The organism is Acinetobacter shaoyimingii (assembly GCF_011578045.1).
Taxonomy (GTDB): domain Bacteria; phylum Pseudomonadota; class Gammaproteobacteria; order Pseudomonadales; family Moraxellaceae; genus Acinetobacter; species Acinetobacter shaoyimingii.
Genome location: NZ_CP049801.1, coordinates 2013226 through 2027463, shown reverse-complemented (window position 1 = coordinate 2027463; position 14238 = coordinate 2013226). Strand labels below are relative to the sequence as shown.

The following is a 14238-nucleotide window of genomic DNA, read 5'->3' as shown; positions in this document are numbered from 1 at the left end:
ATCCCCTTATGCCAATAACTTTGAGAATTGACTTGGCATGCTGTCCGCCCATTGAATTTGACCTTGTTGCTGTTTGAAAATGCCTTGCTCAGAAAGCCATGCATCAAATTCAGGTGCAGGTTTAAGTCCCATTAACTGTCTTAAATACAACGCATCATGAAAAGAGGTGGTCTGATAATTCAGCATTACATCATCTGAACCCGGAATGCCCATAATAAAGTTCAGTCCCGCAGCACCAAACAAGGTGAGTAAGACATCCATATCATTTTGGTCAGCGTCGGCATGGTTGGTATAGCAAATATCACAGCCCATGGGTAAGCCGAGTAATTTTCCACAGAAATGATCCTCTAAACCTGCACGGATAATCTGTTTGCCGTCATATAAATACTCAGGTCCAATAAAGCCAACCACGGTATTGACCAATAATGGTTTATATTTACGAGCGACGGCATAAGCACGTGCTTCAATGGTTTGCTGATCGACCCCGTGATGGGCATTGCTCGATAAGGCACTGCCTTGACCTGTTTCGAAATACATCACGTTCTGTCCCACAGTTCCGCGTTTTAAAGCCAGTGTAGCTTCATAACCTTCCTGTAAGAGATCTAGGCTAATGCCAAAACCTTCATTGGCCAATTGCGTCCCAGCAATGGATTGAAACATTAAATCAATCGGAACGTTTTTTTCAGCCAGTTGAATGCCTGAACTGATATGGGTCAGCACGCAAGACTGAGTCGGAATTTGATGCTGATGAATAATATGATCCATCAATTTGAGTAGTTCAGACAGGTTATGCAGATTATCCGTCGCAGGGTTAATGCCAATCACAGCATCACCATTGCCGTACATGAGACCATCTAAAATACTGGCAGAAATCCCGAGTAAGTCATCAGTTGGATGGTTTGGCTGTAGTCGAGTTGATAAATGACCTTTTAAGCCAATGGTATTACGAAACTGAGTCACGACTTCGCATTTACTCGCCACATAAATCAGGTCCTGATTACGCATGATTTTACTGACCGCAGCGACCATTTCAGGTGTAAGTCCCATCGCCAGTTGTTGTAATTTTTCTGTGGTGGCATCTTCACTTAACAGCCAATTACGGAAATCACCCACGGTAAAATGAGTAATCGGGGCAAATAAATCGGCACGATGTTCATCAATGATCAGGCGAGTAATTTCATCAGATTCGTAATCGACCAAAACTTCATTGAGGAAATTCTTGAGTGGTACATCGGCAAGCGCCATTTGTGCAGCCACTCGTTCGGTTGCATTGCTTGCAGCAACCCCCGCCAGTTCGTCCCCCGAACGTAGTGGTGTTGCTTTGGCCATCAGGGTTTTTAAATCAGCAAAGACATAATTCTGATGGGCAATTAATGTTTTGTAAGACATAGCTCAATCCTTTTAAAGCTCTTGTTCGGCTTTGCGAATATTTTCAAATTCTTCTTCAGGTGTACCTTTCACCAGTTTATGACGACTGTAGAAGACAAAGTAGGCGATAAATGCAACATAAATCCCAGCTGCCATAAACCAGACTTTAGGATCGACCAAGAAACCCGCCACTACAGCGATTGCTGCTAAAACCAATGCAATGCTAGAAGTTACAATGCCACCTGGTGTTTTATATGGACGATGCATATCTGGACGGCTCATACGAAGTTTGATGTGAGAGAGCATCATCAATACATAAGAAATCGTTGCACCAAAAACAGCCATTAAAATCAGTAGATCACCTTCACCAGTGAGCGACAGCAAGAAACCGATAATGCCTGGGATAATGATCGCTAAGTAAGGCGCTTTATTTTTATTGGTGAGCGATAACGATGTCGGTAAATAACCTGCACGAGACAAAGCAAAAATTTGTCTAGAGTAAGCATAAATAATCGAGAAGAAACTTGCGATGAGACCCGCCAGACCTACAAAGTTCACAAAGCTTGCAAGCCATGTATTTTGTCCATATACCGCAACCAAAGCATCGACCAATGGTGCGCCTGAATCTTTGAGTAAATCTGCACCTGCAGCACCTGCGCCTAAGAACAAAATTAACAGGGCAAATGAAGCAAGAATTAACATTGAACCGATTAAACCACGTGGGAGCGATTTAGTAGGATTTTTGGCTTCTTCTGCTGCCAGTGGTACACCTTCAACAGCAAGGAAGAACCAAATGGCATAGGGTACAGCAGCCCAAATACCCATATAGCCAAATGGCAAGAAGGTGCTCGCGCCAGCTTTATCACTTACAGCAATGTTAAATAGATTTGCACTATTAAAATGCGGAATCATCGAAATGATAAAAACAAACAAAGCAACTGCAGCTATAGCGGTAATCACAAACATGATTTTTAAGGCTTCACCAGCACCTTTTAAATGAATGCCCATGAAGACTAAATAACAGATCAGATAAATGATCCAACCACCCACGCCAAAAAGTGATTCACAATATGCACCAATAAAACAAGCAATGGCTGCAGGTGCGATGGCATATTCAATGAGAATGGCTGTTCCTGTCAGGTACCCACCAAAAGGGCCAAATGCTGTACGGGCAAAACTATATCCACCACCAGCGGTCGGGAGCATGGTCGACATTTCTGACATGGATAAACACATGCACAGATACATGATGGCAACCACGACCGTGGCAATAAACATACCACCCCAGCCACCTTGCGCAAGACCAAAATTCCATCCTGCAAAGTCACCAGAAATGACATAGGCAACACCTAAACCGACTAGGAGTAACCAGCCGACAGCGCCTTGTTTGAGTTGACGTTTTTCAAAGTATTCTTGTTGTGTTTCAGAGGGAGGGAGAGGTGCTGAATGTCCAGCGTCGATATCAGACATGATAAACTCCTAATATTGTTATGTTTGATCCATCAATCAATGCAATTTCAATACCACATCCTATGACGTTTTTTTGTCACGGTATGAATGCATATATTTTTATCATTAAACGGATTTATCTGGCTTAGAACGTAATCACTACGATTTTTCAATAGATAAGGAGAATTACGGCAACGCCTTGCCACCGTAATTCCTTCATTTCTAAATTAGAAGAAGCCCATGGCTTTGGTTGAGTAACTCACCAACAAGTTTTTGGTTTGTTGATAATGATCGAGCATCATCTTGTGGTTTTCACGTCCAATTCCTGATTTTTTATAACCACCAAACGCAGCATGTGCAGGGTAGATATGGTAACAATTGGTCCAAACACGACCTGCTTGAACTGCACGACCTGCACGATAAGACGTATGTGCTGAACGTGACCAAACACCTGCACCTAGACCGTAAATCGTATCATTGGCAATTTTGATTGCATCATCAAAATCTTTAAAAGTGGTCACTGCGAGTACCGGTCCAAAAATTTCTTCTTGGAAAGTTTTCATGCTGTTGTTGCCTTTAAAGATGGTCGGTTCAATATAGAAACCTTCGCCGACTTCGTGACGTTCTCCACCACCAGTTAACACTTGCGCACCTTCTTCACGGCCAGTGGCAATACATCCCAAGATTTTGTCTTGTTGCTCTTGTGAAGCTTGAGCACCAATCATGGTATCAGTGTCTAATGGGTGACCCGTCTTAATACGTTTTACACGTTCAACTGCCATTTCCAAGAATTTATCTGCAATACTTTCTTGTACTAATGCGCGAGAAGGACAAGTACAAATTTCACCTTGGTTTAAAGCGAACATAGCAAAGCCTTCAAGGGTTTTATCCAAGAATTCATCGTCTTTATCCATAATATCTTCAAAGAAGATATTTGGAGATTTACCACCAAGCTCTAAAGTGACTGGAATAATGTTTTCAGTCGCATATTGCATAATCAGCTGTCCGACAGCAGTTGAGCCTGTAAATGCAATTTTTGCGATACGTGGATTGGTTGCTAATGGGCGACCGACTTCAACGCCGTAGCCATTGACAATATTGAGTACACCTGGTGGTAGTAAATCTTGAATCAATTCAGCTAAAACTAAAATGCTGACTGGTGTTTGTTCAGCTGGTTTTAAAACAATACAGTTGCCTGCAGCCAAAGCTGGTGCAAGTTTCCAAGCCGCCATTAAAATAGGGAAGTTCCAAGGAATGATTTGACCGACTACGCCTAAAGGCTCGTGGAAATGGTAGGCAATGGTATCTTCATCAATTTCAGAGATTCCGCCTTCTTGGGCACGGATACAACCTGCAAAATAACGGAAATGATCGATACACAGTGGAATATCTGCTGCAAGCGTTTCACGAATAGGCTTACCGTTATCCCATGTTTCAGCAACAGCAAGTAATTCTAAGTTTGCTTCTAAACGATCTGCTATTTTTAAAAGTAGATTTGAACGATCGGTTGCAGAGGTTTTGCCCCATTTGTCTTTCGCTGCATGTGCAGCATCTAATGCTAATTCGATATCTTCAACACTCGAACGCGGTATTTTAGTAAAAGGGTGACCATTGACAGGAGAGACATTGTCAAAATATTGACCTTTGACGGGTGCTACCCATTTGCCACCAATAAAGTTTTCGTATTGTGATTTAAATTGTACTTTTGAGCCATCAGTATTTGGGTCTGCGTAGCGCATAATCTTATCCCTATTCAGTTATTATCCATGATGATGCTGAACCAAGATTTCAGTCTTGATGCTTTACACCTATATTCAATTTGAGCATAGGCAAGCTAAGGTTGGAAAAAGGTTGGTCATTTTAGTTATCGGCATAAGCCTATAAAAAAGTTAACATATTCGATCTTTATGAAATGCACAAAATCATTTCTAAATGTGAATTGTTTCTTATTTATAACGAGATTGCGTTAAGATAAATTGAACAGCTAGCAAATGTCATGATGATGCAATGAAATGCTCAGAAAATAAGCCAGTGATCGGCAAAGCACAAATAAAAGGATGTTTCTATGATCAATACCCAAGCTTTAATTCAACAACGGGATCAGATTGAGCGCTTAAGACAAAATACCAGCCTGTCATCACGTCAAGCACATCAACTTGGGCAAAGCATCGTCAGTTCTTGGCAACGCTCAGAAATGGCATCTATACCCACAGATCGTTATGCCGCACCTTTAGCTAAACAAAAAAGCACTGAACAAACAGCACTTCATCATGCAGTGACCATGTGCCAAGATGAGTTAAAACGTTTAGCCCAACAATCTTCAATGGTGGTCGCTATAGGTGATGTTGGAAGCACTATTGTTTGGACTGCATCAAGTGGACAAATGCAAAGTGCAGCTGAGCGTGTTCATTTTATTCAAGGTGGGCAGTGGCGTGAAGAATTGGTGGGTACAAATGCTTTAGCACTATCATTAAAAACAAAGCAATCATGTTGTGTGTTTTCAAATGAACATTTCATGTCCTCTGTGCAAGATTGGGTATGTTATGCAGCACCCATTGTCGATCCTTATTCTAAACAAATTGTGGGCGTGATTGACTTGTCTACCACTTGGAATCATCACAACAGTTTGGGCTTATTGGCTGCTGAACGCTGTGCCTCGATTATTCAAACAGCTTTAATCGAAACACAACAACATCACTTATTCATTCGTGCTTTTTCCATCCCTCAAGTTTTGTTTAATGGCAAAATTGTAGTACTCACACCACGTCAGATTGAAATTTTGACTATCCTTGCATTATGTCCGCAAGGCTTGAATTTAGAAGCATTACACCAAGCCTTATATGGTGAGCGTAAAATTAGTATGGGGACTTTAAAGGCCGAAATGTCACATTTACGTGAAATTTTAGGCAATCTGCTTAGTTCACGTCCTTACCGCCTCAATGCTCAAGTTGAAGGTGATTTTTTACAAGTTGAGCAAGCACTCGATGCTGGGTATACCGAAACGGCACTCAACTTATGTAAAGGGGTATTCTTAACCCGTACAGAAAGTCCATTTTTAATGGCTTGGCGGGATTGTTTAGAATCTAGACTGAGCGATGCTATTTTTAAAGCCAAAGATGCCGACATCTTATTTAAACATTTGGCGCATTCCCCCGAGGCTTTTGACGCAATTGAACGGTTGATTGAACTGATCCCAACAGATAATCCAATATACCAAAAGCTTATTCGTTATATTGATGAACGATAATTTTTTACTGAGGATTTCAAATTAAAAAAAGTTCGTCATGATCATCATGTGCTTTCAGAATAAACGTTGACCTGCGCTTTTAATATATTGGTTTGGGCACACTTCTTTTATTAAGACATTATTCAATTATTAAACATTGATGATCAGTGTTCACTCGTTACTCAACAGATGAGAAAAAGCGTTGTAAGAGGAGACGTTATTGTTCAATTCTCCCTTATATGATCAATTTTGCAGATTTAAATATGGTGCAACTTAAGCGCTTTTATTGACCATTGAGCCTAGTGCCAATGAACTTTGATTTTTTAAAAGATGCTTTTAAAAAACGATTTATAAAAGAACGCTCATTTTAAAACTGAACAATGTTCGTGTTCAAAATGGGCTACTCCCCAAAGTATACTTAGAGGTTTTTATCTTTCAAAAATGCAAAAAGCTGTGTGTACACTTTTTCACGAACATTGGCAGCTGAAAGCACTAAATCGTGCAAACCGTCTTTAATTGTAATGACATTGACATCACTTTGTATCTTGTTTGCGTAGGTTTGGATGGTTTTAACATCTAAAATCACATCACTGGTACGTGCATCACGGTTGAATAATCTTGGATTTCTGGTCTTGTCTGAATGCATAACAAGTACAGGAATATTTAATTTTATCCCTTGATGAATCTCTTTCTGCGCTTCATAAATAGCATGTACAAAACTGATATATACCTTTGGATACTTTTTAGGTTTCCAATTGAGATTGAACTCCCATTCTCCAAAAAAATCACGGTGTAAACTTTGTACATACCATTTGTTTAATTCACTCGGAAATTTGAGATTTGGAAATTTAGCGCCAAGGCGACTCAGTTGCGGTAAGGCAATTTTTTTCTTAATGATATTCATATTGAAGTCATAGAAAGGACTGTTGAGCCATAGACCTTTGATCAATGGATGATCTGGATAATGTGCTGCATATAGTGTAGTGGTTAAACCGCCCGTTGAGTGTCCACTTAATAACACATGCTCATGTTCTTCTTGGCCAATAATCTCTAAGGCAGCTGTAATTTCAGCATCATATTCTCGAAGGTTTAAAACAAAATAAGGTTTTTGATGAGGCAATAAGGAACGACCGTATTTTCTTAAATCAAGCGCATAAAAATCATAACCGTGTTGGTTAAATTGTTCTGCCATTTCAGTTTGAAAAAAATAATCAATAAAGCCATGCACATAGAGCACCGCTTTTGAGGTTTTCGCATTGGCTTTTTTACGAACCAAATTGGCAACTACAGAGCCTTCATAATCATCAGGGAAAGATAAGGTCATGCATTCATAACCTGGACCTAAAATATCTGCTTGATATTGATTGAAAACGTGATTCATAAAGACTCCATGTCATTAAATTTAAATCATTCTTATTTGATTTTTGATCAGGAGGAGTTTGTTTTTCGTAGCGGTTGAAACATCAAAGCTTTTAATAATGCAACGCATATCGGAAATACAAATATCCTTTGATAAAAAGATTATTCAAGATACTGTTTTACATAGTCATAAGATACATCATAAAGCTTTCTTGCAAGTTGTATATCTTTGGCATTTCTTGATTTAAATGCAGGCGTTTGTAAACTGATATATTCACCAGAACGATTTGCCCATGCAGGATCAAACGCAATGTCATGAATCAACTGTGCTGGTTTTGCAGGGGGAATCAGAAAAAGTTTAATCACGGCATATTGGTATTTGGGTAAATCACGATAGATTTCTGAATCGACTCCACCTGGATGAATTGCATTACTGGTTATTGGTGTATCTTTCAACTTTTCTGCCAATACATTACTCATCAGAAGATTAGCTAATTTGCTATTGCCATAACGCTTCACACCATTGTATCGCGTGACATCATCTGCTTTGAATTGATCAAATTGAATAGAACCTGCCAAATGCATAAGTGAAGCAAGATGAATAATACGTCCGGCATCTGATTTTTTCAGTAAAGGTAACAGCTTAAGTGTCCATAAATAGTGAGCTAGATAATTCACACCGATTTGTTTTTCAAAACCATCCTGTGTGCTTTCAAGCTGAGGTGTAAGTAATCCTGCATTATTGACGAGAACATCAATTTTGTGGAAACGAGATAAAATGTCATTTGCAGTATCATTCACGTTTTGTAGACTGTTCAATTCAAGTTGGACAATCTCAACTTTGGCCTGATGTTGCTGTGCAAGGGTGTCTAATTGCTGTTTTGCTTGTTTAGCTTTTTCAAGGTTACGACAAGCTAAGATCACATGATGACCACTTTGAACACATTTTTTAGCGGTTGCAAAACCAATACCTGTATTTGCACCTGTTATAACGATGGTTTTCATTTTTATGATTATCCTTGTGATTCATGCTTATTTGTAATCTGGACAATGTAAATTGTCAAATTTAATCTAAAATATTGTAGAACCATTTTATAATGCCAAATTTTACAGTAGATGCAGAACGTAGATAAAGCTATGTACTCAATCAATCTCAATGATTTAGATGTGCTGAAATGGGATATGCTTGCAAGCTTTTGTTTGTGGTGAATTAGCTTTAGGTCTATTCTTAAGTTAATTTTTAAATCAATGATTTATGTTAAGGCTCGAGTATGGATTTGGATGTAGAAAAAATTCAGATACAGAATCATCAGCAAACAGCTCAAAAATTGCTGGAGCTTTCACCAACACTGAAGCAAATTTTTCAAGATCAGTGGTTTTATGTCTGGTCATTGACGCCTGATAATCTATTTGTCGTGCATGAAGAACAACAGAAAATCACGATTGCCGATGGTTTAGTGCAAGTCAATATTGCTGAGGAAAATCCACATTTAATCGAGTTTTCGACGCCTCATCCCAATATATCAGTGCAAAAAATTGCTGATTTTGTATTTAATGATATTCATTTTTTTCTGAATAGTTCTAACACCGTCGACGCTTTATTTTTACAAAGCAAAGTTCAAATTTTTAGGCAAATTATTGTTGAATCTGTATTTGAGTGGGTAGATGGTGAAAACCGTGTAGAGCAGTATTTATATAACTTAACTGAACAAGAAGCAGAATGTATTGATCAGCTGATGATTGAAGCAGGTTATTACAATGTTTCCTATTTAAAAAACTATGCTGGTTTAGGACAGGCAATCCCTTTGCATGTTGAAGTGAATATTAAACATTTATGTTTAATAAACTCAATCATTGGCGAAAGTTTTTTAGCGATTCAAAAAGTTATTCCTGCTTATGAACATTTCTGTTTATCAGCACAAGCTTTTATTCCTGCATATATTTATCGGATTATGCAAATAACGATGCCTGAGCGCTACTGTTTAGCAGATCTGCTTCAACATCAACAGGATTATGATTTGCTGCGACACCATGCTCAAGAAAATCCTCATTTGTTGGGATTTGCCCGTCGCATCAAACGTGGTTATTGGCAATACCAAGATATTTTCAGCAAAGACATTTTTTTAGAGCCAGATCATGAATATTGGGATGATCAATTTGGCTTGAATAATTCGCATGAAAAGTCTGAACGTACGCTTAACTATCCGATTTGTTATTTAAAAAGAACAGTGAATTGGTTGTTTAGACAAGATCAAATCGTTAATGATTGGATATCGCAACACATTGACGATGCAAATGTCAGAATGACCATGATAGCGCTGAGTTTTTTACATACCACGCCGTACCCTCCACACGTGATTTTGGCGACTTTAAAATATTTTAAATCGTCATCTGCACGTTTATTTGTTCAAGAATGTGCAAAATTTGCATTACGCAATGATTGGATTAAACATACTCATGTCAAAACGCATGATCCATTTATAAGTAATCAATCAAAAGCTGTAAGCGATGATCAACACGGATGCCAAGACATTCCTGCAAACGTATTGTATGTTGAAGAATGGTTGCAAATTTTCCATAAGCAGGTTGCATTGGATCCCAAAATTGCAAAGCAAGTGTTTAAGCATATCAATCGAGTGATACAAGCATTTATACAATATCTGAATGATATTGTTCAAAATATTCCAGCCGATTTAATCCAATTTATTGAACCAGAAACACAGCAAAGTCCATTTTTTTTTCACAGTTTGAAAAAGCACCAATTGGAAGTGCAAGATTTTAGAAGTTTATTTAAACATCAGCATCGTTACCTCAACCAAAATATGGGTATCTTTGAATCCTATGTTGCAGATTATTTAATTGATCTGTTTCAACGACAACCCAATATTGCTAAAAATGTGACATGGACAGGGTTGTATCAAAAGGCGATCAAATGGCATGAACAGGTCTACTTGGAAGACACATTGAATCAGCTACGTAGACGGGTAAATGTTGATGAATGGCCGAGCGTTACACATCAGAAACCAATTCAATATGATGCTTGGATCTTTAGTGAACTCAATAGTTTGAAACAGATTATCAATGAGTCACTGGTGTATAAGCATTGTTTGGCGTTGTCCTATACTGAACTTATTGTTGATGGTGGCTATGCGGCATTTCATATGGCATCGCTTGATGATGAACATCTTCATTTAACTTTGGGATGTTATTTAAAAAATAAACAATTGCATTTTGATCAATTACGTTTTGCGAACAATGAAAAAGCATCTGAAGAAATTGAAGAAATTGCTCAAAAATTTATTCAATCACTTAATCAAAGTTTAAATGCATGATCATCCATTAGATTTTGTATGAACTATAAACTGGTCATGATTTGTCGTGGCAAAGTTAGACAACTGATTTTCAACTTAACTTTTTCTTTAAAAATGGTTAGGCTATGACGGTCTGATAAGGTTGGGTTGATATGAAGCAAGAAACTGCACTTAAATTAATGAAAGCGGGTGAAAGTGTCTTTTTGACAGGTTCTGCCGGTGCAGGGAAAACCTATACCTTAAATCAGTACATCAATTATTTAAAAGCGCGTAAAGTTCCTGTGGCGATCACCGCATCTACAGGGATTGCCGCAACGCATATGAATGGCATGACCATTCATACTTGGGCTGGCATTGGTATTAAAGATTTTTTATCGGATGATGATTTAAAACGCATGAAAGAGCGTAAATATCTCAAGGAACATCTTGAGAGCGCTCAGGTTTTAATTATTGATGAAATATCGATGCTCCATGCCAAGCAACTGAATTTGGTCAATCAAGTCCTTAAATATTTCAAAGAATCCGATGAAGCTTTTGGTGGCATACAAGTGATTGCCGCAGGAGACTTTTTCCAGTTACCGCCTGTGGGGCGTAATGATGAAAAGAATCGCGATAAATTTTGTTTTATGTCGCAGGCGTGGGTGGAAGCTAAATTTAGAGTTTGTTATTTAACTGAGCAACATCGTCAAGATGATTCAGCATTGAATGATATTTTAAATGCAATACGTTCACAGAGCATTCAGGCTGAACATATTCGTGCCTTGCAAGCAACACGTCAGCAAGATATTGGTGACACATTTACACGTCTGTATACCCACAACATGGATGTCGATAATATTAACTTTCAGCATCTCAATGATATTGAAGGGGATAGTCATCAATTTAATGCCAATATTGATGGAAATGAAAAGCTGATTGAAACCTTAAAGTCTTCTGTACGCGCACCTGAAGAACTGACATTGAAAAAGCACGCCAAAGTGATGTTTGTAAAAAATAACTTCGATATGGGCTATATCAATGGCAGTTTGGGCGAAGTGATTAGTTTTGAAGAGGTCGATGACTATGGCATTTTACCCAAAGTTAAACTGACGGATGGCACGGTTTTATTGGTCGAGCCTGAAACATGGTCTGTAGATAATGATGCAGGTAAAACCATTGCCAGTTTTCAACAAATTCCATTACGTTTAGCTTGGGCTATTACCATTCATAAGTCGCAAGGCATGACCTTGGCTGCCGCAGAAATCAATTTGGCCAGTACCTTTGAAAAAGGTCAGGGTTATGTTGCACTTTCTCGTTTAAAGTCGATAGAAGGGCTGCGTTTACTCGGTTTTAACGAGCAAGCTTTAGAACTGGATAGTTTGGCGATTAAGGCTGATCGACGTTTCCAAGAGTTGTCACAAGAAGCTGAAGAACACTTTGCAGATATTGATTTAGAACCACAGCACAAAGCATTTATTCGCCATTGTGGTGGAACATTGAATGAAACTGAAATTGCACGCAATGAGAAAAAAATTGCGAGAAATGCAGGCAAGCAAAACTATGCGACAGCAACTTTGGATGAAACCAAGGAGTTGTTCTTGGGGGGGTATGAGATCCAAGATATTGCGGTAGAGCGTGGTTTAACGCCTGCAACCATTATTAATCACTTAGGAAAATTGCATAAAGAGCAGGGGCTAGATATTTCTGTGGCGCATCCTGGTGAAGAAATCGTAGAGCAAGTGCGTAAAATTTATAAAAAATTGAAGAAACGTCAAAGTCCTGAACATTTTGCTGAAGATGGAAGTATTAAACTTCGTCCAATTGTTGAGGCGACAAGTCCACGCATGGGCTATGACCAAGTGCGTTTGGCATTACTTTACATCGAATAATGTTGTGAGCAATTTGAAATTGATTGATTCATCATCAGTTTGATGATGAATAGGAATACATGTTATGCCACAAATGATTGTTGAATATTCTGACAATATTCAAGATTTAAACTGTCAATCATTGATGCAAGATTTAAATCACGCATTATTTGATACAGGACTCATTGGTCATCCAGATGAAATTAAGACGCGTATTCGTGCCAATGAAAATTTTCTGATTGGCTTTGGTGATACCCATCAAGCTTATATTCACGTCTGTTTATACATTTTGATGGGTCGCACAGATGAACAAAAGGCAAAAATGGCAGATGATTTAAGTAAATGCTTAAATGCCTTTAAGAGCTATGATGCTTCTGGTTCAAATGTTCAGCTCTGCGTCGAAATTTCAGAAATGCCGAGAGCGTTTTATCGTAAAACAACTCAGTAAAGACAGGGTTTAGTGCGCTTAGTAGTAATTATGGTTTGAATACTTTTAATGAAAATTTCTTGAGATTAGGTTTAACACTTTGACGTTAATTCGATATTAAGAATCAAAAAAGCCTCATAACTAAGTTTGGCTTTACTAGCTAATAATGGAAACGACATTGCACAATACTAATCCGTTCATCACAAACCTCATAGACCAATCTATGCTTTTCATCAATTCGTCTACTCCAGAAACCTGATAGATTTGCCTTTAATGGTTCTGGTTTACCTGTTCCTTCAAATGGAGTGCGTTGACACTCTTTGATTAAAGCATTTATACGCTTGAGTACCTTTTTATCCTGTGTCTGCCAGTAGACATATTCTTCCCAAGCATGATCAGTCCATTCAATGTTACGAATCGTCATCTTCAATTAAATCCTTTTGTTTTGTTTGTGACGCTCGTAACTGAGCTATGGATTCATTTAAGCGTGTTGCATTGTTAGGAGAGGAAAGTAAATAGAGGGTTTCCATTAAACTGTCGTAATGTTCCTGTCCCATCACTACAGCATGGCTACCTTCTTTACGTGTAATAACAGCTACATCTGCATCTTCAATAACTTTGTCTAAAACCGATTTTAGATTGTTACGTGCATCGGTATAGGTGAATACGTGCATAAATTTTCCTATAAATAGAGAAGGAGCGTGATGAATATAATATTGACCAAATACTTTGTAATATCCGATCAGTTTATCGCACCACTGGCTGATGTAAATACCGAAGGCTTTAAAATTGTATTGACCTTTTAGGATAGATTCTAACTTAAGCTCTGAATTTTAATGTACAGAATTCTGTACATTAAGTAAATTAGGAATAATAAAATAAGCACATTTTTTTGTAAGCTAGAATTAAAACTCCTAAATTTAAGGTGATTTCTTATGAAAAATCTAGATGTTACAGTTAGTGAAGAACAGTATGACACAATGGAAAAAATGTTTTTGGCAGACATCAACAAAAATTTACCTTCAAAGATGACTCCACTAAAAGCTATAGAAGATTTGTCGATTAGGGAGTGGTTTGAACTTTCTAAGTTTCTAATGTTCAAAGATATTAGTTTAGCAAATTTTGCCAAAACAATAGCGCAAGATATGAGAGGGTTTTAAATCATCTTCCAGCTATAAGAGTTGAAGGGAGGTTTATGAATGGGATAATTGGACCATATTGATTTAAGTATGGTCCAATTATTGAATTAAT

Annotated in this window: 12 protein-coding genes; 5 read left to right on the top strand and 7 right to left on the bottom strand. The window is 38.1% G+C overall.

The window, feature by feature from the left end:
* Window positions 1–6 precede the first annotated feature (6 nt).
* The 3 genes from G8E00_RS09110 to exaC all read right to left on the bottom strand — a co-directional run bounded on the left by G8E00_RS09110 (window position 7) and on the right by exaC (window position 4556).
* Window positions 7–1389: an ethanolamine ammonia-lyase subunit EutB gene (locus tag G8E00_RS09110; protein WP_166223891.1), complete on the bottom strand. Its 1383-nt coding sequence runs from the start codon at window positions 1387–1389 to the stop codon at window positions 7–9.
* A 12-nt stretch (window positions 1390–1401) separates the two neighbouring features.
* Window positions 1402–2838 (bottom strand): ethanolamine permease, encoded by a 1437-nt coding sequence (eat, locus tag G8E00_RS09105; protein ID WP_166223888.1) that lies wholly within the window; start codon window positions 2836–2838, stop codon window positions 1402–1404.
* 206 nt (window positions 2839–3044) lie between these two features.
* Window positions 3045–4556, bottom strand: a complete 1512-nt coding sequence (gene exaC / locus G8E00_RS09100) for an acetaldehyde dehydrogenase ExaC (RefSeq protein WP_166223885.1) — start codon at window positions 4554–4556, stop codon at window positions 3045–3047.
* A gap of 326 nt (window positions 4557–4882) precedes the next feature.
* Between exaC and G8E00_RS09095 the strand changes: the two genes are divergently transcribed.
* Window positions 4883–6064 (top strand): helix-turn-helix domain-containing protein, encoded by a 1182-nt coding sequence (locus tag G8E00_RS09095; RefSeq protein WP_166223881.1) that lies wholly within the window; start codon window positions 4883–4885, stop codon window positions 6062–6064.
* 397 nt (window positions 6065–6461) lie between these two features.
* On the opposite strand, the gene G8E00_RS09090 is transcribed toward G8E00_RS09095, so the two are convergent.
* Both G8E00_RS09090 and G8E00_RS09085 read right to left on the bottom strand, forming a co-directional pair.
* The gene (locus G8E00_RS09090) at window positions 6462–7424 is read right to left on the bottom strand and encodes an alpha/beta hydrolase (protein ID WP_166223878.1); all 963 of its coding nucleotides are present in this window, start codon (window positions 7422–7424) and stop codon (window positions 6462–6464) included.
* A 140-nt stretch (window positions 7425–7564) separates the two neighbouring features.
* Window positions 7565–8407 (bottom strand): SDR family NAD(P)-dependent oxidoreductase, encoded by an 843-nt coding sequence (locus G8E00_RS09085; RefSeq protein WP_166223875.1) that lies wholly within the window; start codon window positions 8405–8407, stop codon window positions 7565–7567.
* A gap of 266 nt (window positions 8408–8673) precedes the next feature.
* Between G8E00_RS09085 and G8E00_RS09080 the strand changes: the two genes are divergently transcribed.
* The 3 genes from G8E00_RS09080 (at window position 8674) to G8E00_RS09070 (ending at window position 13008) form a co-directional block, all read left to right on the top strand.
* Window positions 8674–10734, top strand: a complete 2061-nt coding sequence (locus G8E00_RS09080) for a hypothetical protein (RefSeq protein ID WP_166223872.1) — start codon at window positions 8674–8676, stop codon at window positions 10732–10734.
* 131 nt (window positions 10735–10865) lie between these two features.
* Entirely contained in the window at window positions 10866–12581 is a 1716-nt protein-coding gene (locus tag G8E00_RS09075) for an AAA family ATPase (protein ID WP_166223869.1), read from the top strand.
* Window positions 12582–12645: 64 nt separating this feature from the next.
* Complete coding sequence (locus tag G8E00_RS09070) at window positions 12646–13008, top strand: 5-carboxymethyl-2-hydroxymuconate Delta-isomerase (protein ID WP_166223865.1); 363 nt, start codon at window positions 12646–12648, stop codon at window positions 13006–13008.
* Between the two features lie 139 nt (window positions 13009–13147).
* Here G8E00_RS09070 and G8E00_RS09065 read toward each other — a convergent pair whose 3' ends face one another.
* Window positions 13148–13411, bottom strand: a complete 264-nt coding sequence (locus G8E00_RS09065) for a Txe/YoeB family addiction module toxin (RefSeq protein ID WP_166009635.1) — start codon at window positions 13409–13411, stop codon at window positions 13148–13150.
* Complete coding sequence (locus tag G8E00_RS09060) at window positions 13398–13661, bottom strand: type II toxin-antitoxin system Phd/YefM family antitoxin (RefSeq protein WP_166009636.1); 264 nt, start codon at window positions 13659–13661, stop codon at window positions 13398–13400. The genes G8E00_RS09065 and G8E00_RS09060 overlap by 14 nt, the downstream gene beginning before the upstream one ends.
* Window positions 13662–13922: 261 nt before the next feature.
* On the opposite strand from G8E00_RS09060, the gene G8E00_RS09055 reads away from it, so the two are divergent.
* A complete protein-coding gene (locus G8E00_RS09055; protein ID WP_166223861.1) occupies window positions 13923–14147 on the top strand; it encodes a hypothetical protein in 225 nt (74 codons plus the stop codon).
* Window positions 14148–14238: the final 91 nt, after the last annotated feature.